Source organism: Streptomyces sp. NBC_00454 (genome assembly GCF_041434015.1).
Classification (GTDB): Bacteria; Actinomycetota; Actinomycetes; order Streptomycetales; family Streptomycetaceae; genus Streptomyces.
On sequence record NZ_CP107907.1, the window covers coordinates 7,541,881 to 7,566,007 of the forward strand.

19 protein-coding genes are annotated in these 24,127 nt (G+C 69.1%); 13 read left to right on the forward strand and 6 right to left on the reverse strand.

Annotated elements, in window-relative coordinates:
• The 7 genes from OHU74_RS34465 to OHU74_RS34495 all read left to right on the forward strand — a co-directional run bounded on the left by OHU74_RS34465 (position 1) and on the right by OHU74_RS34495 (position 6,651).
• Positions 1-1,341 (forward strand): sulfate adenylyltransferase subunit 1, encoded by a 1,341-nt coding sequence (locus OHU74_RS34465; protein WP_371614242.1) that lies wholly within the window; start codon positions 1-3, stop codon positions 1,339-1,341.
• Between the two features lie 2 nt (positions 1,342-1,343).
• Positions 1,344-2,498, forward strand: a complete 1,155-nt coding sequence (locus tag OHU74_RS34470) for an aliphatic sulfonate ABC transporter substrate-binding protein (protein WP_371619514.1) — start codon at positions 1,344-1,346, stop codon at positions 2,496-2,498.
• A 152-nt stretch (positions 2,499-2,650) separates the two neighbouring features.
• The gene (locus OHU74_RS34475) at positions 2,651-3,442 is read left to right on the forward strand and encodes an ABC transporter ATP-binding protein (protein ID WP_371619533.1); all 792 of its coding nucleotides are present in this window, start codon (positions 2,651-2,653) and stop codon (positions 3,440-3,442) included.
• Positions 3,429-4,334 (forward strand): ABC transporter permease, encoded by a 906-nt coding sequence (locus OHU74_RS34480; protein ID WP_371614241.1) that lies wholly within the window; start codon positions 3,429-3,431, stop codon positions 4,332-4,334. Before OHU74_RS34475 ends, OHU74_RS34480 begins: the two co-directional genes overlap by 14 nt.
• Positions 4,335-4,378: 44 nt before the next feature.
• Entirely contained in the window at positions 4,379-4,666 is a 288-nt protein-coding gene (locus tag OHU74_RS34485) for a hypothetical protein (protein WP_371614240.1), read from the forward strand.
• Between the two features lie 129 nt (positions 4,667-4,795).
• On the forward strand, positions 4,796-5,776 hold the full coding sequence (locus OHU74_RS34490) for a helix-turn-helix transcriptional regulator (RefSeq protein WP_371614239.1): 981 nt from the start codon (positions 4,796-4,798) through the stop codon (positions 5,774-5,776).
• 332 nt (positions 5,777-6,108) lie between these two features.
• On the forward strand, positions 6,109-6,651 hold the full coding sequence (locus OHU74_RS34495) for a maleylpyruvate isomerase N-terminal domain-containing protein (protein ID WP_371614238.1): 543 nt from the start codon (positions 6,109-6,111) through the stop codon (positions 6,649-6,651).
• 483 nt (positions 6,652-7,134) lie between these two features.
• On the opposite strand, the gene OHU74_RS34500 is transcribed toward OHU74_RS34495, so the two are convergent.
• Together OHU74_RS34500 and OHU74_RS34505 are read right to left on the reverse strand one after the other, a co-directional pair.
• On the reverse strand, positions 7,135-7,272 hold the full coding sequence (locus OHU74_RS34500; protein ID WP_371614237.1) for a hypothetical protein: 138 nt from the start codon (positions 7,270-7,272) through the stop codon (positions 7,135-7,137).
• Between the two features lie 177 nt (positions 7,273-7,449).
• Positions 7,450-11,793, reverse strand: a complete 4,344-nt coding sequence (locus OHU74_RS34505; protein WP_371614236.1) for a ricin-type beta-trefoil lectin domain protein — start codon at positions 11,791-11,793, stop codon at positions 7,450-7,452.
• An 866-nt stretch (positions 11,794-12,659) separates the two neighbouring features.
• On the opposite strand from OHU74_RS34505, the gene OHU74_RS34510 reads away from it, so the two are divergent.
• On the forward strand, positions 12,660-13,154 hold the full coding sequence (locus OHU74_RS34510) for a hypothetical protein (RefSeq protein WP_371614235.1): 495 nt from the start codon (positions 12,660-12,662) through the stop codon (positions 13,152-13,154).
• 169 nt (positions 13,155-13,323) lie between these two features.
• Positions 13,324-16,464, forward strand: a complete 3,141-nt coding sequence (locus tag OHU74_RS34515; RefSeq protein WP_371614234.1) for a tetratricopeptide repeat protein — start codon at positions 13,324-13,326, stop codon at positions 16,462-16,464.
• A gap of 401 nt (positions 16,465-16,865) precedes the next feature.
• Here OHU74_RS34515 and OHU74_RS34520 read toward each other — a convergent pair whose 3' ends face one another.
• Positions 16,866-17,159 carry a hypothetical protein gene (locus OHU74_RS34520; protein WP_371614233.1) on the reverse strand — a complete coding sequence of 98 codons (294 nt, stop codon included), beginning with the start codon at positions 17,157-17,159 and terminating at the stop codon, positions 16,866-16,868.
• A gap of 116 nt (positions 17,160-17,275) precedes the next feature.
• Between OHU74_RS34520 and OHU74_RS34525 the strand changes: the two genes are divergently transcribed.
• Positions 17,276-18,070: an SMI1/KNR4 family protein gene (locus OHU74_RS34525; protein WP_371614232.1), complete on the forward strand. Its 795-nt coding sequence runs from the start codon at positions 17,276-17,278 to the stop codon at positions 18,068-18,070.
• Positions 18,071-18,173: 103 nt separating this feature from the next.
• Here the strand turns inward: OHU74_RS34525 and OHU74_RS34530 are convergent, their stop codons facing one another.
• Complete coding sequence (locus OHU74_RS34530) at positions 18,174-18,512, reverse strand: hypothetical protein (RefSeq protein WP_371614231.1); 339 nt, start codon at positions 18,510-18,512, stop codon at positions 18,174-18,176.
• A 172-nt stretch (positions 18,513-18,684) separates the two neighbouring features.
• Between OHU74_RS34530 and OHU74_RS34535 the strand changes: the two genes are divergently transcribed.
• Positions 18,685-19,926 carry a HEAT repeat domain-containing protein gene (locus tag OHU74_RS34535; protein ID WP_371614230.1) on the forward strand — a complete coding sequence of 414 codons (1,242 nt, stop codon included), beginning with the start codon at positions 18,685-18,687 and terminating at the stop codon, positions 19,924-19,926.
• A 76-nt stretch (positions 19,927-20,002) separates the two neighbouring features.
• On the opposite strand, the gene OHU74_RS34540 is transcribed toward OHU74_RS34535, so the two are convergent.
• Both OHU74_RS34540 and OHU74_RS34545 read right to left on the reverse strand, forming a co-directional pair.
• Complete coding sequence (locus OHU74_RS34540; protein ID WP_371614229.1) at positions 20,003-20,347, reverse strand: hypothetical protein; 345 nt, start codon at positions 20,345-20,347, stop codon at positions 20,003-20,005.
• A 99-nt stretch (positions 20,348-20,446) separates the two neighbouring features.
• Entirely contained in the window at positions 20,447-20,878 is a 432-nt protein-coding gene (locus OHU74_RS34545) for a peptidoglycan-binding protein (protein WP_371614228.1), read from the reverse strand.
• 396 nt (positions 20,879-21,274) lie between these two features.
• Between OHU74_RS34545 and OHU74_RS34550 the strand changes: the two genes are divergently transcribed.
• A complete protein-coding gene (locus OHU74_RS34550) occupies positions 21,275-23,314 on the forward strand; it encodes an ATP-dependent DNA helicase (RefSeq protein ID WP_371614227.1) in 2,040 nt (679 codons plus the stop codon).
• Positions 23,315-23,449: 135 nt separating this feature from the next.
• Complete coding sequence (locus tag OHU74_RS34555) at positions 23,450-24,112, forward strand: glyoxalase (protein WP_371614226.1); 663 nt, start codon at positions 23,450-23,452, stop codon at positions 24,110-24,112.
• Positions 24,113-24,127: the final 15 nt, after the last annotated feature.

The window sequence follows — 24,127 nt, forward strand, 5'->3', positions numbered from 1 at the left end:
ATGACCTCCACCACCGAGCAGTTCGCCGACCTGTCGGCCACCACGCTGCTGCGCTTCGCGACCGCGGGCTCCGTCGACGACGGCAAGTCCACCCTGGTCGGCCGCCTCCTGCACGACTCCAAGTCGGTCCTCACCGACCAGCTGGAAGCCGTGGAGCGGGTCTCGGCCAGCCGCGGTCAGGACACCCCCGACCTGGCGCTCCTCACCGATGGCCTGCGCGCCGAGCGGGAGCAGGGCATCACCATCGATGTGGCGTACCGCTACTTCGCGACCGCCCGGCGCCGGTTCATCCTGGCCGACACCCCCGGGCACGTGCAGTACACCCGCAACATGGTCACCGGCGCCTCCACCGCCGACCTCGCCGTCGTCCTGGTCGACGCCCGCAACGGTGTGATCGAGCAGACCCGCAGGCACGCCGCCGTCGCAGCCCTCCTCCGCGTCCCGCACGTGGTCCTGGCCGTCAACAAGATGGACCTGGTGGGCTACGAGGAATCGGTCTTCGCATCGATCGCGGAGGAGTTCACCGCGTACGCCACGGGCCTGGGCGTCCCGGAGATCACCGCGATCCCGATCTCGGCCCTGGCCGGCGACAACGTGGTCGAGCCCTCCGCACACATGGACTGGTACGGCGGCCCCACCGTCCTGGAACACCTGGAGACCGTCCCGGTCAGCCACGACCTCACCGCCTGCCCGGCGCGTTTCCCGGTGCAGTACGTGATCCGTCCGCAGAGCGCCGAACACCCCGACTACCGGGGCTACGCCGGCCAGATCGCCTCCGGCGTGCTGCGGGTCGGCGAAGCCGTCACCGTCCTGCCCTCGGGTCGCACCTCGGTCATCGAGGGCATCGACGCCCTCGGCCAGAGCGTCGACATCGCGTGGGCCCCGCAGTCGGTGACCCTGCGCCTCAAGGACGACATCGACATCTCGCGCGGCGACCTCATCGCACCGTCGTCGAGCTCCCCCGCCACCACGCAGGACGTCGTCGCGACGGTCTGCCACGTGGCGGACCAGCCCCTCGCGGTGGGCGCCCGGGTGCTGATCAAGCACACCACCCGCACGGTGAAGGCGATCGTCAAGGAGATCCCCTCGCGGCTGACCCTGGACGACCTGTCCCAGCACCCCAACCCCGGGCAGCTGGTGGCCAACGACATCGGCCGGGTCGTGGTCCGTACCGCCGAGCCCCTCGCGCTCGACTCGTACGCCGACTCGCGCCGCACCGGATCCTTCCTCCTGATCGACCCCGCGGACGGCACCACCCTGGCGGCCGGCATGGTCGGCGAATCCTTCGCCTCCACCGCCGCAACCACCATCCAGGCAGACGAAGAAGGGTGGGACTTCTGACCATGGAGAACATCGAAACCTCCACCAAGTCGGGGCAGGTCCGAGTCCCGAGCCGCCGCCTCTTCACTCCCCTTTCACTCTGTCTGCTGGTGGCCGTGCTGGCCTCGTGCGGCTACGGGTCCGAGGCCGCCGGGTCCGGTGGTGACCGCGTTGGCAAGGACGTCGCCGCGAGCGCGGACCGTGCCGTGCTCTCCGCTCCCGAGGTGCGGATCGGGTACTTCCCGAATCTCACCCACGCGACCGCCTTGGTCGGAGTGCAGGAGGGACTGATCCAGAAGGAGCTGGGCTCCACGACGATCAAGCCGCAGACCTTCAACGCCGGCCCGTCCGAGATCGAAGCCCTCAACGGGGGCTCTCTCGACATTGGTTTCATCGGCCCCTCGCCGTCGATCAACGGCTACGTGAAGTCCAAGGGTTCGAACCTGCGGATCATCTCCGGCTCTGCCTCGGGTGGCGTGAAGCTGGTGGTGAACCCGGAGAAGATCAAGACCCTGGATGACCTCAAGGGCAAGAAGATCGCCACCCCGCAGAAGGGGAACACGCAGGACGTCGCGTTCCTCAACTGGATCGCCGAAAAGGGCTGGAACGTCGACCCCGAGTCCGGCAAGGGCGACGTCTCCGTCGTCCGCACCGACAACAAGGTCACCCCGGACGCCTTCAAGCAGGGCTCCATCGACGGCGCCTGGGTGCCGGAGCCCACGGCCTCCAAGCTCGTCTCCGACGGCGGCTCCGTCCTCCTCGACGAGACCTCCCTGTGGCCCGACAAGAAGTTCGTGATCACGAACGTCATCGTGTCGCAGAAGTTCCTCAAGGAGCACCCGGACGTGGTCGAAGCCGTACTCAAGGGCACGGTCAAAACCAACGAGTGGATCAACGCCAACAGGGACAGGGCCAAGGAGTCCGCGAACAAGGCTCTCAAGAACCTGAACGGCAAGGCCCTGGACCCCCGGGTCGTCGATGCGGCGTGGCCGTCGATCGCGAGCACCGACGACCCGCTGGCGAGCACCCTGAAGACCCAGTCCGAGTGGGCGGTGAAGACCAAGCTCATCGAGCAGCCCGAACTGGCCGGCATCTACGACCTGTCGCTGCTGAACAAGGTCCTCAAGGCCGCCGGCAAGCCCGAGGTCTCCGACGCCGGTCTCGGCCGGACGAGTTGACCGATCAGCAGGTCCCGCACACGGAAGGGAACCTCCCTCGCATGGCTCTCACGCACGGTGTGGCGACTCGGTCGCCATCGACGCACACAGATGCAACACGTACACAGGCATCGACCTCTCCATCAGCTCGGGAGGTGACGGCCCCGCCCGCCATGCTCGCCCAAGCCACCGACGACCCCGGCGACACCGCGGCAGCCACCCATGCCGCCCGCATCCAGCACGTCTCGAAGTCGTTCCCCGGCCCGGCCGGCCACCAGCACGTCCTCGACGACATCACACTCGACATCGCCCCCGGCGAGTTCGTCACCCTCCTCGGCGCCTCGGGCTGCGGCAAGTCGACACTGCTGAACCTGGTCGCGGGGCTCGACGCGCCGAGCGCGGGCTCCATCGAGACCGCTGGCGGGCGCCCGGCCCTGATGTTCCAGGATCACGCGTTGTTCCCCTGGCTGACGGCCGGAAAGAACATCGAGCTGGCCCTGCGGCTACGGGGGGTCCCCAAGTCCGAGCGCCGGACCGAGGCCGAGCGGCTGCTGGAACTGGTCCGGCTCGGCGGGGCGTACGGCAAGCGGGTCCACGAGCTGTCCGGCGGCATGCGCCAGCGTGTGGCCCTGGCCCGGGCCCTGGCCCAGGACAGCCGGCTGCTGCTGATGGACGAGCCGTTCGCGGCCCTGGACGCCATCACCCGGGACGTGCTCCACAACGAGCTGACCCGCATCTGGGAGGAAGAGGGCCTGTCGGTCCTCTTCGTCACCCACAACGTGCGCGAGGCCGTCCGGCTCGCGGAGCGAGTGGTCCTGCTGTCCTCTCGTCCCGGCCGGGTGGCCAAGGAATGGCGGGTGGGCATCCCGCAGCCGCGCCGCATCGAGGACGCGGACGTGGCGGAGCTGTCCCTTGAGATCACTGAACACCTGCGTGGGGAGATCCGCCGCCATGGCCAGCACTGACACCACTGCCGAGGCCCAGCCCAAGCCAAGGACGGACGATCTCGCCGGACTGGAAGCGGGCCTCGACGCCCTCGACGCCGTCCAGACCCACCGCACCCCGGTCCGTGAAGTCCTCGTCAAGAAGGTCCTCCCGCCGGTCGCCGCGATCGCGCTCGTGCTCGCCCTATGGCAGTCCCTGGTCTCCATGGAGGTCGCCGACACCACCAAGCTGCCCTCGCCCGGCACGGTCTGGGACGGCCTGGCGAACATGTGGCTGCAAGGCACGCTCCTGGAGGTTGTGTGGACCTCGGTCTCGCGGGGCCTGCTCGGTTTCGTGGCGGCCCTGGCGATCGGCACGCCGCTGGGCCTGCTCGTGGCCCGGGTCCGCTTCGTGCGTGCCGCGATCGGCCCGATCCTGTCCGGCTTGCAATCCCTGCCCTCGGTGGCCTGGGTGCCGCCGGCCGTGATCTGGCTCGGCCTGAACGACTCGATGATGTACGCGGTGATCCTGCTCGGCGCCGTGCCCTCCATCGCCAACGGCCTGCTGGCGGGCGTGGACCAGGTCCCGCCTCTGCTCCTACGCGCAGGCGGGAACCTCGGTGCCACCGGCTTCAAGGGCATTCGGCACGTGGTGATGCCGGCGGCTCTGCCCGGCTACCTGGCCGGTCTCAAGCAGGGGTGGGCGTTCTCCTGGCGCTCCCTGATGGCTGCCGAGATTATCGCCAGCTCTCCCGACCTGGGCCTGGGCCTGGGCCAGCTCCTCGAAAACGGCCGCAACAACATCGACATGCCCGGCGTGTTCCTGGCGATCTTGCTGATCCTTGCCGTCGGCATTTCCATCGACCTTCTGATCTTCTCCCCCATACAGAGATCACATTTCAAGAAGATAGGGGTCATTTCGGATGAGCTGTAGGATGATTCGAATGCTTGATGATTCAAAGAGGGGGAGGTGAGGTCGTGTACCTCATTCGAGCCGAGCTGAAGAGTCGAAAGGATTCCCACTCGGAATTTTCCTCGTGCGCCGCGTCGGCCATTGAATCGATGAAAGGAGAGTGTGCGAAGGGTGGGTCGGTGCAGCACGTTCGGGCCGTGGAGATCCCCGGTGGGCTCATTGTTTCCATGTTCGTCGTCGCCGCCACATTGAATGAAGCCGAGGAATCGGTGGAGGAATCCTTGAGGGTGGTCTTCGAAGATTTCCATCTCCTGGATGTCAAGATGAACCCTTACCCACTCATTGGGATCTGACCGGCAGGATACGGGCGGGACGGAAACTCCATACGATGAGGAATGGAATTCCATAAGGCATTTTGACGGAATCTCTTGTGTTACGATTGCCTGCGATCAATCCGGGTCTGGAAGAGGGGCGAGTGTGCGATGGGCGGCTTGGAGGGGCTTGGGCTGACAGATTCAGCTGAGCGGGTCTATAGGGCCATCGTCACCCATCCAGAGATGGGCGTGCAGGAAATCAGTCGTGGGGTCGGGATGGACGACGAGGTGGTTCGCTCGTGCATGGATGAGCTCGCCGACCTCGCCTTGGTCAGGCCGACGAGTACAGCCCGGCAGTCTGTTCTGATCAGCCCCAAAGTCGCCTTGGAGGCGCTGGTCACCCAACGGAAGGCAGAACTCTTCCGGGTGCAGCACGAGCTGGAGCTGAGCAGTGTCGCGGCTTCCGAACTGGTCGCCGAAATCGGTGCACACCCCTATGTGGGTGCAACCGAGGGGATTGAAGTCCTCCGAGGTGTGGATGAGATCCGAGGGACTTTTGAACGGCTCTCGTTCGGCATTTCATCGGAAGTCCTGGCGATTATTCCGCTCTCCCGTCTGGACCCGAAGGGAATGGAATCGAGCCGCGTCCTCGACGAGGACCTCATGCAGCGCGGCGTCAAGCTCCAGACGTTGTATTTGGACAGCATCCGCAACGACAGGGCCGCTCGCGACTACGCCTCCTGGCTCACCGAACTCGGCGGTGAAGTGCGGACCGCGCCGGTTCTCCCGAGACGGCTGACGGTGATCGACCGTGAGATGGCGATCATCCCAGTCGACTCTCAATCGCAGGAAGCGCTGCTGGTGAGCGTGGCCGGCGTCGTCGAGGCACTGATCGCAATGTTCGGCACCATCTGGAACTTCGCAGACCCGTTGGGCACCTCGGACCAGAGAACCGACGAGGGAATTACCTCGCAAGAGCAAGCACTGCTGAGGCTCCTGGGATCCGGTCTCACCGACGAGGCGGCCTGCAAGCGCTTGGGAGTATCCCTTCGCAGCGTGCGTCGAATGATGGCGGACCTGATGGTTCGTCTGGAGGCCGGAAGCCGGTTCGAGGCCGGAGCAAAGGCCGCTCAGCGGGGTTGGATCTGATACCGCAATTGCGTTGGTGCCTGTAGCCCGTCAATGTTCTGGACCATGTGTGGGGCGCCCGCGGGTGCTTGTCCGCTGACGGTCCTGGCCATGCGCCCGCCACGTCAAACCGCCCTGCACACCCGCTGCGTACGCCCCTGGCCGTCTCCCGGGATTCACGCGCGATCGGTGTTGAGGACCCGGTCCTCCGCCGGCACCACTCTCCTGCGGCTGGGTTTGGCCGACCACTTGTAAACCCGATAGTGGTCCGGCCGTGGCCGGCTGAATGCTCGTGCGCGCAGCCGTAGCATCGGCTGATGCGCTACATCGACAGCCGAGACCTCACTGAGGCCGTGAGTGAGATGCAGCGGGTGCTCGGCCCGCATGACGCGAAGGACTGGTCGGTGCCGGCGGGTTCGCTGGAATGGAGCTGTTGGACGACGGCCGCCCATATCGCCCATGACCTGCTCGCCTACGCCGGGCAGGTCGCCGCGCGCGCTACGGACGGCTACCTGTCCTTCGACCTCGCGGTCCGCTCGGACAGCTCCCCGCGGGAGGTGCTCCAGGTGGTCGCCGCCTGCGCGGGGCTCCTCGCCAGTGCGCTGGCCACGACCGGACCGGAGGCGCGGGCCTGGCACTTTGGTCCTTGCGACCCGCCGGGCTTCGCGGCGATGGGTGTCGCCGAGATCCTCCTCCACACCCATGACATCACCCAAGGACTGGGGGTGCCCTGGCTGCCACCGGCCCCTCTCTGTGAAGTAGTGCTCCGCCGCCTCTTCCCCGACGCTCCGCCCGGTGACCCCACGCAGGTCCTCCTCTGGTGTACGGGAAGGGGCGACCTGGACCACCGCCCTCGCCGCACCTCATGGACATGGCAGGCGGCAGTAGCCGAGTGATCAGACCCGCCGGAAGGAGATCGAGCCGAAGCTGCTGGGCAGGAAGCGCCGGACGGCTGACGCGGGATCGGAAGGACGGACCCTCCAACGTGGCCTCCCACTCCCTCGGCTCAACGGCCGACGCCAGAGGTTGAACGCGTAGCTCTCCCCGAAGCCCGGAAGCGGTCCGGCAGGAGCGGTCATGAGCCAGTGGGGGAGTCCCGCCCATTTCGCGTTTGCTGCGATCGAACAAATGACCATCGGATCGAACTCCGGGGGGAACCGCCGGGCGGTGCGTTGAAGACGTTCATCCAGGCTCGGTGCGAGCGCGGGCCGGCGGCGCCGGCCCGGGCCTCGCGGCGCTGTGGGAGGCGGTCCGGCCGGCTCGTCCCAGGTTTGCGGATCGACGAGGCCCTGAAGTACCGGCCGATCGCGCTCTGAGGACGAAGCCGTCGTAGCGGACCCGGCGCCGGCCCTGTGCGTCCGGCGGGTGGACGGTCTCCGTCAGCCGCGTGACCCGTACGCCGCCCGGCCGCGCGCGTGGTCGAAGGCGGCGGCGGTGCCTGCCGGGTCGAGGTTCCAGGGGCTCGCACCGCAGTACGGGCCGATGCGGCGGAACTGCTCCAGCGCTTCCCGCGGCATCCCCGCGACCAGCAGGTGGTGGGCGAGGCGGTGGCGCAGTCGCGGCAGGTCTTGCGGCTGGGTGAGCCAGACATACGCGACGCCGAGCAGAAGGCCCAGGAAACAGGGCCCATGAGGACGGCCGCCCCTCCCGGGTGGGAGGGGCGGCCGTTGACGTGCTGTGGTGCTACGGGTGGATCAGGGAGCCGCGTCCAGGGTGGGGACGGGAAGGGGCGCGGTGCCCAGGGTCGTGATGCTCCAGCGCTGGGCGTTGGAGGGGTTGCAGTCGTACAGCCAGAGCTGGGTGCCCGGGGTGGTGTTGTAGTTGCCGAGGTCCACGCAGCGGCCGGAGACCGGGTTGTAGATCGAACCGTCGGCGCGGGGCACGAACTGCTGGGCCGGGGTCGGAGTACCGCCACAGGTCCGCAGTTCGAGCAGGGTGAGGTTGGCGGTGCCCGCATTGGTCGCGTTCACGCACTTGCCCTGGATCCGGAGGGATCCGTCGGCCCGTACGTCGAAGTCCTGGGCGGCGGTGCCGTTGCAGGCCGCGATCTGGATCTTGTTGCCGTCATTGGAGAGGGCGTAGTCGTTGTCCATGCAGATGCCCGGGGCGGGTGCCGCGCTGAGCGTGATCCGGCCCGTGACCGCGGGCGCGGTGGGCGCGGCCGCGTAGTTGTAGGCGGCGAAGTTGCTGACGCCGCCGTTCAGGGTGTCCGAGTTCGCACCGGAGACCTTGTACCGGCCGAAGACGATCGAACCGCTGGGGGCGGGGCTGGTGTTCGCCGCGTGGTGGCCGGTGCTGGCCAGGACGCCGTTGACGTACAGGCTCATCAGGCCGGTGCCGGCGTTGTAGACGGCGGTCAGGCGGGTCCAGGTGTCAGCGGTCCACCGGGCGGACTGGTTGGCGACGCTGGTGTAGTCGTAGGGCCAGCCTCCGCCCTGCGCGTTGGCCATGGCGAAGTGCCACTGACCGGTGTTCTTGTCGCCGTAGATCATGAACGAGCTGTTCTGCGTGCCGTCCTGGCTGACGATCATGCTCGTCGTGGGCCCGGGGCTGGTCGACCCGTGCTTGGCCCACGTGGTGATGGTGAAGTCCTTGCGGGTGTCGATGCCCGGACCGGTGGTGGTGATGCTGGACCCGGCACCGCCGAACGCCGCGTACTTGGTGCTACGGCCATCGATGACTTCGGTGGGGAAGGTGACGGCGCCCGCCACGGTCCCCGGGTACTTGTTGCCGCCAGCGCTGGGGGTGCTGGTGCCGGAAACGGCGTTCAGCTTCCACTGGACGGTGGGCGTGTTGAGGTTGCCCTGGAGGGTGAAGGCGGACGCGACGCCGGTCACGGTGGGGTAGAGGATGCTGGTGCCGTTGGGGGCGGTGCCGGCGCCGGCGAAGGAGACGAGCTGCTGCTCCTTGTCCACGGCCCAGAGGTCGGGGATGTTGTCGCCGGTGAGGTCGCCGTCGGAGCCGACGCGGGGGTAGCGGGCCGGGTCGATCTTGCCGGAGATGGCGCCGGCCGCGGGGTCGGCGATTGCGGTGAGGACGGGGGCATCAGGAGTGCCGCCCGTGACGGTGAAGGCGTGGAGCGTGCCGCCGTCGGTCTTGTTACGGGCCCACAGGGTGGCGAAGTTGGTGCCCTTGGCACGGCCGGGGGTGATCAGCTCGTAGCTGTCCCACTTGGTGTCGTTGCCGGAGATCAGGTACGCGGGCGAGTCGAGCTGGTTGGTGGCGCCGGGGATGCCGAGCCACAGGCGCCCGTTCTCCACCCACAGGAGTGAGGTCTGGGGCAGGGAATTCGGCAGGCCGGCCTTGCTGTCACCGGTGATGGAGCCGTAGGCGGCGATCTGGGTGACCTTGGACCAGTCGATGCCGAAGCCGTAGTCGGCGCAGACGATGGGGGTGCCGTCGGTCTTGGCGCAGGAGCCGGGCTTGTCCACCTTGTTGGGCGCCTGGCTGTCGACCAGTCCGGTGTTGTTGTTGGTGAAGACGTACAGGTTGGGCTTTCCCGGTTCGTGGGCGAGGAGGTCGTCCACGTTCTTGTAACCGAGGCTGCCGCGGTGGGTGAGCTGGATGCCGTTCCAGCCGTTGCCGCTCACGCTGGAGCGGGCCAGGGCGACGGGGGAGGCTGCGGGGTCGCCGCCGCCGTTGATCTGACGGATGTTGCCGGCGGAGTCGGCGAGGACGACGTCGGCCTTCTTGTCACCGTTGATGTCGCCGAAGATCGGCGCCGGGCTGTTCGGGTTCGACGGGACGTAGAAGCTGTAGGCGATGGGCTGGGACATGTTGCCCGCGTTGTCCTGCGTCTGCAGGTACAGGTAGTTCGTGCCCCAGGCCCGCGGGGTGTAGTTGACGGTGGCCTTGCCGTCGGTGAAGGTCTTGATGATCTGCGAGTCCGTGTCGGTGCAGTTCCAGTCGGAAGCCGCCTTGACCGGGTCCGTGGTCCAGCGGGCGCAGGCCAGGCCGGAGCTGCGGTTGGTACCGGTGGTCGGGGCGTTGTCCGCACCGAAGAGGGTGAAGGTGCCCGGCTCGTCGACCCGCTTGGGGTGACCGCCGGTGGTGCCGGAGGCCGGGAAGTCCGTCGAGGTCACGGAGGCGGACGGAGCGGTCCGGTCGACCCGGAAGAAGCACCAGCCGGTCTCGGCGCTGGTCAGCGTCCCGTCCGTGGTGCGCGCGGTCCAGCCGTACTGGTGGCCTTCGATGAGCCTGCCGGCGTCCACGACGACGTCACCGGAGGAGCCGTTCCAGCCGGTCTGGAACCACTGGGACGCACCGGCGGCGTCGTCGTCCCACATCTGGAAGGTCGTCTGGAGCTGACGGCCGGTGGGCGACCAGGTGTCGGACGTCAGGTAGACGTTGGTGTTGGCGCCCATCCAGCCCGGGTTGTCCCAGGGCTGGGCCGCACCGGGGGTGGTGCAGGCGGAGTAGGAGCCGGTGCCGGCGAAGCCCGGGGTGGGGCTGGTACGGGGGTTGCCGACGAAGGGCTGGAAGTCGTACGTGGTGACGACGTGCGGGGTGTTGTTGAACCGCTGGCGGTAGTACATGTTGCCTTCGTCGTCCGGCGCGAGGCCGAAGGTGAAGGTCGACCAGCGGCCGGAGGCAGCGTTCTTCATCTGCGCGGTGACGTCGTACTGGATCTCACCGGTGCCCGAGATGGTGGCGCCGCCGATCTTCGTGCAGCCGCCCATCCGCGAGTTCTTGTCACACGGCTGGTGGTTCCAGCTCGTGGGGCTGCTGATGCCCCCGGTGTGATAGAGGCCCATCGGGGTGGCCGTGCTCGGGCTGGAGGAGGAGACGACGGTGGCGTAGAGCCGCGCGTCGAGGACCTCGGCGCCGTGGATCGCCGTGTTGATCCCGATCTGGAAGTAGGCGCGCGTGCGGCCCTTGATGGTGCACGTCGAGTAGCCGCAGTAGCCGGCGGCCGGGGTGTTCTGACCGTCCGAGGTGCCGTTGAACTCGTTGGTGTCCGGGTACGCCTCCTGGACCTGCGACCACGCCTGGTTGCCGCTGTCGGCAGTGGGGTTGACGCCCGGGTCGATGTACCAGGGGCCGGTGCCCTGGCCGAGGAGGGAGGTGTCGGGGGTCAGGTCGATGCCGGTGGCGTCGGTCTTGACGGCGATGGGCTTGACGTTGGCGGTGTCGCCGGGTGCGTCGGCGGTGGACGTCGCCACCGCGTCGGCGGCGGCAGGGGCCGGGGCGGCCTGCGGGGCGGCGTCGGCTCCGCTCACGGCTGCGGACTTACCGGCCTTGGCGCCGCTCTGGGGAGCTGCGGCGGTGTCCGGGGTGGCCGTCTTGGCGGAGTCCCACATGAAGGAGGTGGGGCTGGTGAAACGGGCCTTGCCCTGGACGTCGTTGAAGGCGATGTTGCCCGCGGCGTCGGCGGAGGTGTGCAGCCCCGGGGCGTCGACGTCGAGGCGGATCTTCTTCAGGGCCGGGTTGGCGGCGGCCTGGGCGGTGCGGACGATCAGGACCTGGCTCCAGCCGCCGAGCTGGGTGGCGGTCAGGCGCAGGTCGACGTCGGGCAGGACGTTCTTGTAGAGGGCGTCGTTGCCGTCGAGCGTGGGCTTGGGCAGCTTGAACGGGGCCTTGAAGGCCAGCTTCTTGCCGTCGCCCGTCGTCATCGTGGCCATCGGCCCGGTACCGCCGCCGGAGATGCTCAGCGCGGAGGGAACGACGGTCGGGGAGATGGTGCCGTCGGCGTTGACCTTGAGGGTGGTGTCGATCGCGCGCCAGGAACCGTTCGCCTGCTTCACCCGCTCCGGGGCCGACGCGGCATCGACGGTGAGCGTGCCACCCGGATTGGCGAACGTCTGCGAGTTCGCGGTCGTCAGGTGGTCGACGACCACCCGCTTCCCCATGCTCTTGGCCTGCGCCAGCGCGGCCTCCAAGGCCTTCTGCTCGGCAGTGGGCTTGGGCTTGGGGGTCGAAGCCGGCCAGTTGTGGTTGGCCGGGCCGTGGTTGGCCGGGCCGTTCTCCGCGAAGGCGCTCGGGGCGGCGATCAGCCCGGCCCCCAGGGACAGCACGGCTACGCCGACCAGGGGAAGCATGGCGGCCGCGGACGCCTGTCGACGCCGGAGTCTTCCGGGTCTGGGGTCATGTGAAGAAAGTGATGGCCTCATGGGCGGAGGTCCTCGCTATGCGCGTCGGTGAACGAAGGTCAGGCGCACGCTCCTTACTCTGTGCAAGCCTGTCAACGTTTTGTCAGATCTATATGTCTGGTTCATGGCAATGGTTGCCGGATTGCCTGTCAAGTGAGATTGATCATGTAAGGGAATCGTAAGAAAAACCTGTACGGATTCCCCCTTCCCTTCGTAGGGTCGATTTCCGGACTCTGGCGAAATCGGACTTATTCATTCCCTTTCTGTGGGGGGGGTGGGTTGGTCTCGTCAGGGTGGTTCGTTTTTGTGCTCGCGTGAAAAGGGTGTGGGTGCCGCCGTCGCAAGTGGCGCTGCCGCAGACCCAGCCGGTGAACGGCTCGATCGCCCAGGCGGGTTGACGCCAAGGCGTCGGCAGGTGTGTGGATCTGTTTGGATCCCGGACGCGAGGGCGACGGATCAGGCCGGCGCCGCGATGGTTTCGCTCGGCGAGGGCAGCGAATCGGGAACTGTCATTGCTGGCGCAAGGCCTGTTCAGGCCGGTGAGTTTCCCGGTACGGCTCTCCGCGCTCCGGCTCTGGGACACGTGCTCGTCGTGGCTGTGGCTGTGGCTGTGGCTGTGGACACGGGCCGTCACTCCGAAGCCCGGTCATGTCCATGGCCGGGGCCCCTGGAGGCTGCCCCAGAGGGTGGGGCGCGTTGGGGATCTTCGGGTTTCTGGATTTCCGCTCCGGTAACCCGTGCCCTCCTTAGGGTGGTTCTACTGTCTTTTCGGTCGGCCGGCCCAGGCGTCGACCCGTAGCCCAAGGGGGAGGATCGTGCTGGTCGAGGCGTTGACGACGTTGGCGGCGGCCGCGGGCGGTGCGGTGGCACAGGCCGCCGGGACCGACGCGTGGCAAGCGGTGCGGCGGCGCGTGGCGGAGCTCTCCGGGCGTGGTGACGCCGAGCTGGAACGCCTCGACCGGACCTCGCGTGCGCTGGAACCGGGCACGACCGCGGACCAGGAGAGCGAACGCGTACGGCAGGCGGGCATGTGGCAGGCACGCTTCGAGACCCTGCTGGAAAGCCTGGATCCCGAGGACCAGCGGCGCGCGGCCGACGAGCTGCGGGCGCTGCTCGCGTTCGTCACGGGCTCGGACGGTGACGTGGCCGCGGCCACCGGTAGGGCGGTGGCCAGGGACGGGGGCACTGCGGTGACGGGCGTCGAGCGTGCCGGGGGAGGGGGCGGACGGTCGGCGCGAGCATTCAACACCGGGGACGCGGAGGCCACCGGCCCGGGCTCCCGAGCGGTCAGCGGCATCACTGACGCGTAGCCGGCGCGTAATCCGATGTACAGCCATCAGGCAGCCGTCGGGCGGACAACGATGGCCGATGGCCGATGGCCGATGGCCGATGGCCGAAGACCGATGGCCGAAGACCGAAGACCGATCGCCGAAGTACGAAGCACGAAGACCGAAGAGCCGAAGGACGGAGGGCGCGGCCGTGGCCAAATGGCGCTGGGGCAGGCGGCGTGACAAGGGCGGGCGCACCATGGCGCGGGGCACGGCCGTCGAAGGGTTGCGCGTGACGGGTGACGTCCCTCCCGATCCCTCCGTGCAGCAGGTGACGGGGAGCGGGAACGCCGTCGCCGACAACGGCGGCATCGCGGTCACGGGCATCTACAACGATCACTCCTCCGTGCTGCTGCCACCCGAGGTGTTGCGGTCGGCGGCCAAGGTGAAGGCCCCTCGGGGGATGAACGATCTGCCGTACCTGCCCGCGCACTTCGTGGGCAGGGCGTCCGAACTCGACGCCCTCGACACCGCCCTGAGGACGCCCGGCAAGGTGCACCTGCAGGCAGTCCACGGACTCGGCGGAGTCGGCAAGAGCGCCCTGGCGGCCCACTGGGCGTCGACCCGGTCCCGATCCCGTTCCCGCGGGCTGAAGACGATCCGGTGGATCACCGCCGACAGCCCGGCCGGCGTCCAGGAGGGGCTGGCCGGCCTGGCCATCGCCCTGCAGCCCGCGCTGGCCAAGGTGCTCACGGCGGACGCCCTGGCCGAGTACGCGCTGCAGTGGCTGGCCGGGCACAGCGGCTGGCTGCTGGTCCTCGACAACGTCAGCGACCCGGCCGACATCGCCGGACTGCTCGCCCGCGCCCCCGGCGGCCGGTTTCTGATCACCAGCCGGCTCGCCACGACGTGGACCACCGCCACCACCGTCATCCGCCTCGACGTCCTGGACCCGGCCGAGTCCCTGACCCTGCTCACCGACATCGTCAACGCGGCCGGCCCCCGCGACCTGGACGGCGCCGCCGAGTTGTGCGCCGGACTAGGCCATCTGCCCCTCGCCGTCCGACAGGCCGCCTTCTACCTGGCCCGGAACCCCTTGCTCACCCCGCGCGACTACCTCGACCTCCTGCGCCAGGAACCAGCTGAAACGTTTCAGCGGGCTGGTGAGGAAGGCCGCACCGCGGCCGAGCGAACCGTCGCCCGCGTCTGGCGCGTGACGATGGACCGCATCAGCGAACTCCAGCCGTCCGCGGTCGACCTCCTGCGCACCTTGGCCTGGTACGCCCCCGACCGCATCCCCGCCCACCTCCTCGACGGGACGGCCGCGCCCCCCGACGTCGCCGGGGCGATCGGGCTCCTGAACGGCTACAGCATGATCGGTGTCGACCCGGCCACCCGCACCCTCTCGGTGCACCGCCTCGTACAGGATCTGGCCCGTACGCCCGACCCCGACGACCCGCACCGTAACTGGATGCGCGTCGAGGTGGACCGCGTCCGCGCGACCTGTCTCCTGCACGCCGTCGTTCTCCCCATGTCCTGGCGGGAACCCGCCTCATGGCCCCAGTGGCGCAGCCTGATCCCGCACATCGACGCCCTGGTCCGCAACGCGCCGGACTCCGACGACCTGCCCGATACGGCGGATCTCCTCAACCAGGCGGGGGGATACCTCCACAGCCAGGGGCTGGCCGACCGGGCCGTCCCGCACCATGAGAGGGCGCTCGCCTTCCGGGAACGGAAGCTGGGGCCGGACCATCCCCGCACCTCCGATTCCCTCAACAACCTCGCGGCCGCCCGCCAGGCGATCGGTGACCTGGCCGGGGCCGTTGAGCTGTTCGAGCGGGCCATCGCGGTGACCGAGCAGCAGATGGGCAAGGACCATCCGCTCAGCATCGGATCCCGGTCCAATCTCGCGGGCGTCATCCTGGAGGCCGGGGACGTGGGCCGCGCGACGGCCATGTACGAGCAGGCCCTCGCCGACAGCATCCGTCTGGGGGGCGAAGAGCATTACGTCGCGATCCTCGTCCGCTGCGGTCTGGCGAACGCCTACCTGGCGGCTGGGCACTTCGACCGGGCGGTCGCCCTGCAGGAGCGGACCGTCGCCATCAGCACCCGTGTGCTGGGGGAGGACCACGTCGACACCCTCGCCGCCCGCCTCATCCTCGCCCAGGCGTCCCAGGCCGCGGGAGACCCGGCCCGGGCCGTCCCGCTGTACGAACAGCTCCGCCGCGGCCAGGAGCGCGCCCTGGGCGAGGACCACCCGTACACCCTCGCCACCCGCACCAACCTCGCCTTCGCGCACCGGGAGTCGGGAGACCCGGGCCGCGCGATCGAGGAGTACGAGCAAGCGGTCGAGGACCGGTCGCGCGCCCTGGGCGACGACCACCCCCACACCCTCACCGCCCGCGGCCAACTCGCCGACGCCCATGTCCAGGCCGGGCACTCGGAGCGGGCGATCCCGCTCTGCAAGCGGGTACTCGAAGACCGGCTGCGGGTGCTGGGCGAGGACCACCCCGACACCCTCGCCGCCCGCGAGAGCCTGGCCTCGGCGTACCGGGCGGCGGGAGAACTCGGCCGGGCGATCCTGCTCTGCGCCCAGGTACTCGAAGACCGGCTGCGGGTGCTCGGCGAGGACCACCCCGACACCGTCAACGCCCGCAGCAACCTCGCTGTCGTCCACGCGGAGAGGGGGGATCCGGATACGGCGATTCCCCTGTCCGAGCAGTCCCTCGCCACGAGCGTGCGCATGCTGGGCGAGGACCACCCGCACATCCCCTCCGCCCGCCTCAACCTGGCGTCCGCTTACCAGGCCGCTGGCAACCCGGGCCGGGCGGTCCCCCTCCTCGAGCAGGCCCTCACCGCATACGTCCGCACACTGGGTGAGGACCATTTCCGGAGCCTCAACGCCCTCCACGCCCTCGCCAACGCCCACCGCGAGGCGGGGAATCCGGCCGCGGTCGTCCCGTTGTGCGAACGGATCCTCGCCTCCTACGGACGGACGCTGGGCAAGGACGATCCCCAGACCCTCCAGGCGGCCTCCAACCTCGCTCTCGCCCACCTGGAGGCGGGAGACACGGAACGGGCCCTCCCACTGCTGAAGACGGCCTACCGCACCGCGAAGCGCGCATTCGGCCCCGGGCACGTCGATTTCCTCACGGCCGGCCACAACCTCGCCCAAGCCCACCACGTGGCGGGAGACCTGGGCAAAGCCATCCGCCTCTACCGCAGGATCCTCTTCATGAGCGTCCCGATCCTGGGGGAGTCCGACCCGCTGACGATCTCCGCCCAGGCCCATCTGGCGGCGGCCTACGCCGAACAACAGGCCCGCCGGATGGGTCAGACCAGGCCCCGATAGCCCTTTTGTCGGACTCGGCGAAGGTGCTCCAAACCAACGCACCATCAGGATAGAGTCGCAGCTCAGCGAGCCTGCTCCCCGTGCATGCAGGGATGAACCCTCGGGCGACCAGTCAAGGTCCCAGCGCTCGGTCTGCTCCCCGCGCATGCGGGGATGAACCCAGGCCGTCTCCAGCGAGCTCGCCGGCGTCATGCCGCTCCCCGCGCACGCGGGGATGACCCCCAAACCGCCTGGACGGAAGATGGTCGCGCGGCTGCTCTCCCCGACCGCCGAGCGAGAGGCTCGGGCCGCGGCCGGGCAGCCTGAGAACGGACAGCAGGAGCAGCGGCTTGCCGCGCGAGTGCCGAGCGGGTGGAGTTGTGGCGGTCGATGGGCCGGGACGGCCCGTGGAAGGCGTCCGCTCAGCGAGGGCGGGTCGTCCGCGCCAGCGCGATGGCGCCCAGGGTCGCGGCGGCGATGGCGCCCGCCGCCATGAGTCCGCCGCGCGAACGCCAGGAGAGCACCGAGAACGTCGACTGCGCGGAGAGCAGGGAGCCCGCGCTCATCCAGGAGCCGGTCGAGGCGACGGAGAGCGCCGAGCCGATCGAACCGATGGACAGCACGCTGCCGACCGAGCCGATGGAGAGCACCGAACCCACGGAACCGATGGACAGCACCGAGTCCTGGGACCACAGGGAGAGAGATCCGGAAGCCATGCGGGTCATGCTGCCACACGAGCGCGGGACGGCTCCGTGCCTCACGTCCAGGACGGTCGCCGCGGGATGGGAGGGGTGCCTTCCAGTGCCCGGATCGATCGGGCAGGGTGGAGATCATGCTTTCTGATCATCAAGAGTGCGACGTGGTCGTCACAGCCGTGGCGCCCGTAGGGACCGCCATCCACACGCAGGGGTACGAGGGTTTCATCGACCAGGCCAAACACCCCTCATGGCGCTCGGACGCTCCCCGCCCCGCGGTCGGTGACCGGATGCGCGCGGTAGTTCTGGACTCCACCAGGAAGCCGCCGCGGTTCAGCGCCCTTCCGAGCGACATCCGGATCGCCCGGAGCCTGCGCTGTACCGAACCCCTGATGCGCCTGTGCCCGCCCCCGCCTGCTGAAGATGCCCGGGTCGTCGCGTGGGACGCCGTGGAGGCAGCCTTGGGCATTGCCCTGCCGGCCGACTACAAGCGGCTCGTCGAGACGTACGGCGGCGGCCAGTTCGCCGGAACGCTCTGGCTGCTGGAACCGGGCTGTCCGGAAGAGATGTACGACCTGGTCGCCCAGACCGCGGAACGCGAGGAGACCCTCGCCGACCTCTGGGACGCGGGCGAGGCCGAGCCGCCGGAACTCCATGACGGCGCCGCCAGGCTGGTGCCCTGGGCGTACGTGGAAGGCGCGGGACACATGCTGTACTGGCTGGTCCGGCCCGGCGTCGAGCCGGAGGAATGGACCGTCATCCTCAACGGGGGCCGCGGCCCACTCTGGGAATCCCATGCGGCATCGTGCAGCCGATTCATCCTTGACGTGGTGGCCGGCACGACGACCTCGACCTACTTCACCGACCACGAGGACACCGCCGACCCGGCCGACAGGACTTGTTTCAGGCCCAACTCGCACATCCTCAGCTGAAAGGGCGCGGGCGGTGTCGGTGGCGGCCGTGAGACTGCCACAGCTCCACCGTCGGTACGTGTACGTGTACGTGTACGTGTACGGGCTCCAGCGCGTCCGGCGGTCAGACGTAGCTGAGGATGACCAGCAGGGCCGCGCACTCGGCCAGGATCTGGACGGCGACGGCCCCCTGCCGCACCCGGACTACGGGCGCGGCCATGGCGACCACGAACGCCACGGCCGCGACGCCGGCACCCCAGAAGAACCAGTGCGGCGGCAGCCCGGAGGCACACTCCTCCCCGTAGTTCAGACAGCGCGCGGCCGACTCCGGCACCAGGGTGAGCAGAAAGGCCGCCACCACGCCCGGTACGAAGAGGGCGGCGGCGATGGCGGCCCACAGCCGGCTGCGGTCCCGGGCTGCCGGGGCGGAGAGCGTGTGGTCGGGGGCGGGGGTTGTGTTCATGCCGTCATCCAACCGCTGCGCGCCGGAATCACACAGCCGTCCGGATACTCAGGTCCGGGGTGCGGACGTACTCAAAGAGCTGTGAGCGGGTCTTCCTGATTCGCGCCATGGCGTTAATGATGCGGCGGCGGTCTCGGCAGTTGGCGTCGGCAAGGGCGGGGGTGGTTCCGCGATGGGGCCGGACTGGGAGCTCGTAGCGGCGGTCCGGCGGGGGGACGCGGCGGCCGTGACGGCCTTGTTGGAGGCGGGAGCGGCTGCGTACACGGTCGCGGAGGACGGGCTGACCGTGCTGTGTCTGGCGGTCGGCGCGCACGATGCGGATGTCGCGGGCGCGCTGATCGGGGGCGGTGCGGATCCGGACCGGAGGTTGCCGGACGGAACGACCCCTCTCGAACGAGCGGTCGACGGCGGCTCGCCCGCGGTGACCAGAGCCCTCCTGGGGGACGATCCGCTCCCGCGCATCCCCGAAGCCGAACGAGAGCGGCTGCTGGCGCTGGCCCGGCACTGGCACGAGCGGGGCGCGGAGATCGAACTCCGCGACAGGACCGCAGAGTTCGGCCCTGTGCGCGAGGAGTACGTCGAGGGCAGCCGCTACCGCTACGTGGTCCGGCTGACGCTCGGCCCACTCACGGTATACGCCGGGCACGGCGCGATCCTGACGGATCTGGAATGGGCCTTCGGCATCCTGACGCCCGTGGACGAGCTGATGGCCAGGGCCCTGACCGGCCACTGGCACAACGACGTCGACGAGTCGTCCGTCACCGCGGTCCTCACCCATCGCATCGGTGAGGAGACCTTCGCGGCGGTGATCGCGCACCGGCACGATCCGGACCCGGAGCAACGGCTGCTCGTCCTCACCGTCCTCGAGTCCTACCGGCTGCGGCCCCTGCGGATGCTGTTCCAGCGGTCGAGCTGGGGGAACACCTTCGCGAAGGAGACGGTGGACGTACTCGTGGCTTGGGCCACCGATGGCGAGGAGGACGACCCGGCGGTCCTGGCCAGGGTGCTCTGGATGCTGGGCGAGATGGGCCCGCCGGAAAGCGAGGCCATGGGGCTGCGGTACGCAAGTCACCCGAGCGCGCGCATCAGGGCCGAGGTCCCCGTGCTCCTGCTCGACTGGGGCACGCGCCTGCCTCCCCCGCCCGCGGCCAAGGAGGCCCTGCTGACGCTCGCGGCGGACGATGACGCACGCGTGCGGCGCGAGGCCGGCGGGACACTGGTCGTGATCGCGGGCCACAACGGGATCGACGACCTCGCCGGGACCATCGTCGGGCTGCTCCGCGATCCCGAATCCCAGGTGCGGGAACACATTGCCGCGGTCATCAGGCTCTACGGCGATGAGGTCCGCACCCCGGCCGTGGCCGATGCCCTCGCGCCCCTACGGGACCAGGACGGCGGCCCAGTCGACAGGTGAGTACCGGCTCGGCTCAGGCGCCGCGCGGCCCGTGCCAGTGGCCGGCCGGTGACGGACCGGCCGGCCACGCCGTGGTTCAGGGGCAGCCGGAGGTGATGTTGATCGCCACGACGCCGGCGCCGAGGCCGAAGCTCTGGCCCGGGCGGATCTGGTCGATGAATCCGGTCCCGAACTCCAGGTACGCACAGTCGTCGTGCCGGGCGTTGGTGACCCAGCGGGCCGTACGGGTCTTGGCGCTCGTGCTCTGCCAGCCGACGTCCTTGTACATCGTCAGGATGTTCTGGTTGGAGTCGAGGAAGCACACGTAGGGCCACGGGCACGTCTGGGCGGCTGCGGCCGGGGACGCGGTGGCTGCGGTCAAGCCGGTGGCGGCGAGGACGCCGGCGAGTGCGAAGGAAGCGAACTTCAGCCTCTTGAACATGATGGATCTGCCCAATCTTGAGATCTCAAATGAAGGGGGAGGGGGAGAGGGGAGGGAGTTTGACGCCGCCTGCCTCTGCGGGAGTCCCGCCCGGGGTGGTCAGTTGAAGTCGCCGGGGATGTAGTTCCAGCACCAGCCGTGGCTGCCCGTCAGCGGGGAGCCGTTGTAGTCCTGGTCGCCCAGGGTCAGCAGGCGCGAGCCGGTGGCCGGACCGACGACGCCGTCCTGGCCGAGGCCGACCATCTTCTGGAACCACCGGACGTTGGCGTCCGTCCTGGGGCCCCACGAGCTGTCCTCGGAGAGGGTGCGGTAGGGCGGCGGCGTCGTGATGGTGCCCTGGGCGTAGAGCTGGTTCACGAGGTAGTTGATGTTGTGCTGCACGCACCACACACCGTTCCCGGAGGTGGTGCGGCCGTATCCCAGATAGGGCGCGCCAGGGGCGGCGCTCGCGGCCCCCGCCGTACCCAGCAGTACCGCCCCCGCCATGGCGAGAGCGGCAGCGTTCCTGGCGAGCTTGGTCCCGATGGACATGTAAAGCAATCTCCTTACCTACGTGCCCTGTTCAAGACACATGGCTTGATCATATAGCCCAAATGTGCGACTGGAGGCCTGTGTTGAAGGCAGGCAGGCGGCCATGGGCTCGATGGCGCCGGTCGCCTCGCCGGCATCCAAGGGTGAGCTCGCCACAGGGCAGGCGGGCATCGGGAGTGCAATGAGCGATATACGGACCGGCGGAATGCATGGAACGCGATACGGTCAGCCGTCATGGATTCAGCCGCAGGGCCATGACGTACCAAGTAAGTCAAGACTTACCTTCAGGGAACTCTGACCGTATGGTGTGGCTCGAATCGAAGGATCCGAAGGAGCCCCCTGTTGTCGGAAATGAATGATCCCGCTGTGCGTGCCGTTGAATCGGAGCGGGATTATGTGTCCTCCTTATACGAGTTGCTCGCCGAGCGGATTTCCGAGGCGCGAGTGCACCGGGCGAGTGTGCTGAAGGCCCCGGCGGAAAGCGTCGGTGAGGCATACGAGAGAGAAATCACCGCCGAGCGTCTGGCCAAGGAAATCGGCCGGCTGGAGGGCGCCGAAAAGGGGCTGGTCTTCGGGCGCATCGACTGGACGGACGGCACGGCCCTGCGCATCGGGCGGATCGGACTGCATACGGAGGAGGACGACCTGCCTCTGCTCGTGGACTGGCGCGCGAACGCGGCGCGGCCCTTCTACGAGGCGACTCCGGTCCACCCGATGGACCTGCGGCGGCGCCGGCACCTGCGCCTCGAGGAGCGCACGGTCGTCTCGGTGAGCGACGAACTGCTGGACGGGACCGCCCCGACCGACGAGGACGTCGTGGGGGACGGCCCGTTGACCGAGGCACTGTCGGCACGGCGTACGGGCAGGATGCACGCGGCCGTCGCGACGCTGCAGGCCGAGCAGGACGAGGTCGTCCGCTCCGCCCACCGCGGGGTGACCGTGGTGCAGGGTGGGCCCGGCACCGGCAAGACGGTGGTCGCCCTGCACCGGGCGGCCTACGTCCTGTACGCGTTCCCGCGCGCCGCGGAGGAGGGTGTCCTGGTGGTGGGCCCGAACGCCCGGTTCCTCGACTACATCTCCCAGGTCCTTCCCTCGCTCGGGGAGAACGACGTCGCTCTGGCGACCTGCCGGGAACTGGCCGGAGTGTCCACGGACACGGTGGACCCGTTCGACACGGCGCGTCTCAAGGGCAGCTCCGACCTCGCCGACGCCCTGGCCGGTCTGCTGCACGTCCACCAGGCCCCCGCCGGTGACTTCACCGTGCGGGTCGGACAGGAACTGGTTCGCCTCTCCGGCGAGGAAGTGGCCACGGCACGCGACGCCGCCGTGGCAGCCGTACCGGGGCACAACCCGGCGCGCCAGGTATTCAAAGAGCTCTTGGTCGACGCCGTCACCGACGCGATGCAACGGGACATGGGCGACCTCCTGGAGCAGATCGACGCCGATGCCGAGAGGATGACGGGCATCAACCTCGACCGGTTCACGGGAGCCGCCCAGCGCCGTGCCGAAGGTGCGGCCGACCCGGGTCCGGCCCATGAGCTGGACCTGGACGCCATCCGAGCCGATCTCCTCGACGACGACGACGACGACGCCGGCGTCGATCGAGCGGTCGAGGCGTTGTGGCCGCGGCTGGTACCCGGTGACCTCGTGAAGGCGCTCCTGACGGACGCCGGCGCCCTCGCCGAGCACCTGCCCCGCCTGACCGCGCAGGAGCGGTCGCTTCTGCTGCGCGGTCGGGACACCCCGTGGGCCGATGCCGACGTGCCATTGCTGGACGAGGCGGCGAGCCTGGTCGACGGCCCTCCCGAGCAGACGTACGGGCACGTCGTAGTCGACGAGGCGCAGGAACTGACCGCCATGCAGTGGCGGATGATCGTACGCCGCTGCCCGGCACGGGCGATGACGCTGGTGGGTGACTTCGCCCAGGCGGGCCCGGTCGCGACGGCACGCGACTGGAAGGAAGCACTGAGCCCCCACGTCGGACCGCGGTTCAAACTGCACAACCTGACCGTCAGCTACCGCACCACGCAGGAGATCCTGGAGAGCGTCCGGGACCTGCTCACGCGGATCGCTCCGGACCAGAAGCCCACGCGGTCACTGCGAAGCGGTGAAAGCCCGCGCACTGTGACCACACCTCCGGACGGTTCGGTCACCGCCGTCGTCTCGGAACTCCGCGCCCAGAGCGCCGCGCATCCGGGCGAGCTTCTGGGAGTGATCTGCGCGGACACCCGGGTGAGCGAGCTGACGGCCCGGGGCATCGCTCACCACGCACGCATCGTGCCGGCGTCCGAAGCACGCGGCCTGGAATTCGACGGGGTGGTCGTCATGAACCCCGAGGAAATCATCACGGCCCGCCCCGGTGGGGAAAGGGACTTGTACGTGGCCCTGACCCGGGCCACCAAGCGCCTGTGCACCATCACCGTCCAGCCCGCCTGAGGACGCGGGTACGGCCCGCGATGGGGGGCGGGTGATCAGGGTGGAGGGGATGCCGGTGTGCGTGGAGAAGGGGGTCTTGAGACCGGTCAGGAATCGAGAAGCCGTGGTTGTGGTGCAGCGCCTAGCGTGTTGGTCATGGCAACCACCGCTTCCACCGCAGCCCACACGTCCCTCGGTTCCGTCACCCTCGAGGTGGCCGACCTCGAGGGCGCCCGCCGCTTCTACAGCGCCTTCGGAGTGGACACCTACATTCACCTGCGGGCGTCCGAGACGCCCTCCACCGGGTTCCGTGGCTTCACGCTGGCGCTCACGGTGTCCGGGCCGGCCACCGTCGACGGCTTCTTCGGCGCCGCCGTGGCAGCAGGCGCCACGGTCCTCAAGCCCGCCGCGAAGTCACTGTGGGGCTACAGCGGCGTCGTCCAGGCCCCGGACGGAACGATCTGGAAGATCGCCACCTCGGCGAAGAAGAACACCGGCCCCGCCACCCGTCAGATCGACGACATCGTCCTGCTGATCGGCGTCGAGGCCGTGAAGGCCACCAAGCAGTTCTACCTCGACCAGGGCCTGAGCGTGGCCAAGAGCGTCGGCAGCAAGTACGTCGAGTTCACCCCCGGCCAGCCCGGCGCCGTCAAACTGGCCCTGTACAAGCGCCGCGCCCTCGCCAAGGACCTCGGAGTCCCCGCCGAGGGCACCGGCTCACACCGCATCACCCTCACCAGCAGCACCGCCGGCGCCTTCACCGACCTGGACGGGTTCGCCTGGGAGATGGCCGCCCCGCCGGCCCCCACGTCGTCCTGACTCCCGCCCCACTCC

Coding starts and splice junctions, on each gene's coding strand:
- OHU74_RS34465 (WP_371614242.1), top strand. CDS start 1: ATGACCTCCACCACCGAGCAGTTCGCCGACCTGTCGGCCACCACGCTG.
- OHU74_RS34470 (WP_371619514.1), top strand. CDS start 1,344: ATGGAGAACATCGAAACCTCCACCAAGTCGGGGCAGGTCCGAGTCCCG.
- OHU74_RS34475 (WP_371619533.1), top strand. CDS start 2,651: ATGCTCGCCCAAGCCACCGACGACCCCGGCGACACCGCGGCAGCCACC.
- OHU74_RS34480 (WP_371614241.1), top strand. CDS start 3,429: ATGGCCAGCACTGACACCACTGCCGAGGCCCAGCCCAAGCCAAGGACG.
- OHU74_RS34490 (WP_371614239.1), top strand. CDS start 4,796: ATGGGCGGCTTGGAGGGGCTTGGGCTGACAGATTCAGCTGAGCGGGTC.
- OHU74_RS34500 (WP_371614237.1), bottom strand. CDS start 7,272: ATGCCGCGGGAAGCGCTGGAGCAGTTCCGCCGCATCGGCCCGTACTGC.
- OHU74_RS34505 (WP_371614236.1), bottom strand. CDS start 11,793: ATGCTTCCCCTGGTCGGCGTAGCCGTGCTGTCCCTGGGGGCCGGGCTG.
- OHU74_RS34520 (WP_371614233.1), bottom strand. CDS start 17,159: ATGGCTTCCGGATCTCTCTCCCTGTGGTCCCAGGACTCGGTGCTGTCC.
- OHU74_RS34525 (WP_371614232.1), top strand. CDS start 17,276: ATGCTTTCTGATCATCAAGAGTGCGACGTGGTCGTCACAGCCGTGGCG.
- OHU74_RS34530 (WP_371614231.1), bottom strand. CDS start 18,512: ATGAACACAACCCCCGCCCCCGACCACACGCTCTCCGCCCCGGCAGCC.
- OHU74_RS34535 (WP_371614230.1), top strand. CDS start 18,685: ATGGGGCCGGACTGGGAGCTCGTAGCGGCGGTCCGGCGGGGGGACGCG.
- OHU74_RS34540 (WP_371614229.1), bottom strand. CDS start 20,347: ATGTTCAAGAGGCTGAAGTTCGCTTCCTTCGCACTCGCCGGCGTCCTC.
- OHU74_RS34545 (WP_371614228.1), bottom strand. CDS start 20,878: ATGTCCATCGGGACCAAGCTCGCCAGGAACGCTGCCGCTCTCGCCATG.
- OHU74_RS34555 (WP_371614226.1), top strand. CDS start 23,450: ATGGCAACCACCGCTTCCACCGCAGCCCACACGTCCCTCGGTTCCGTC.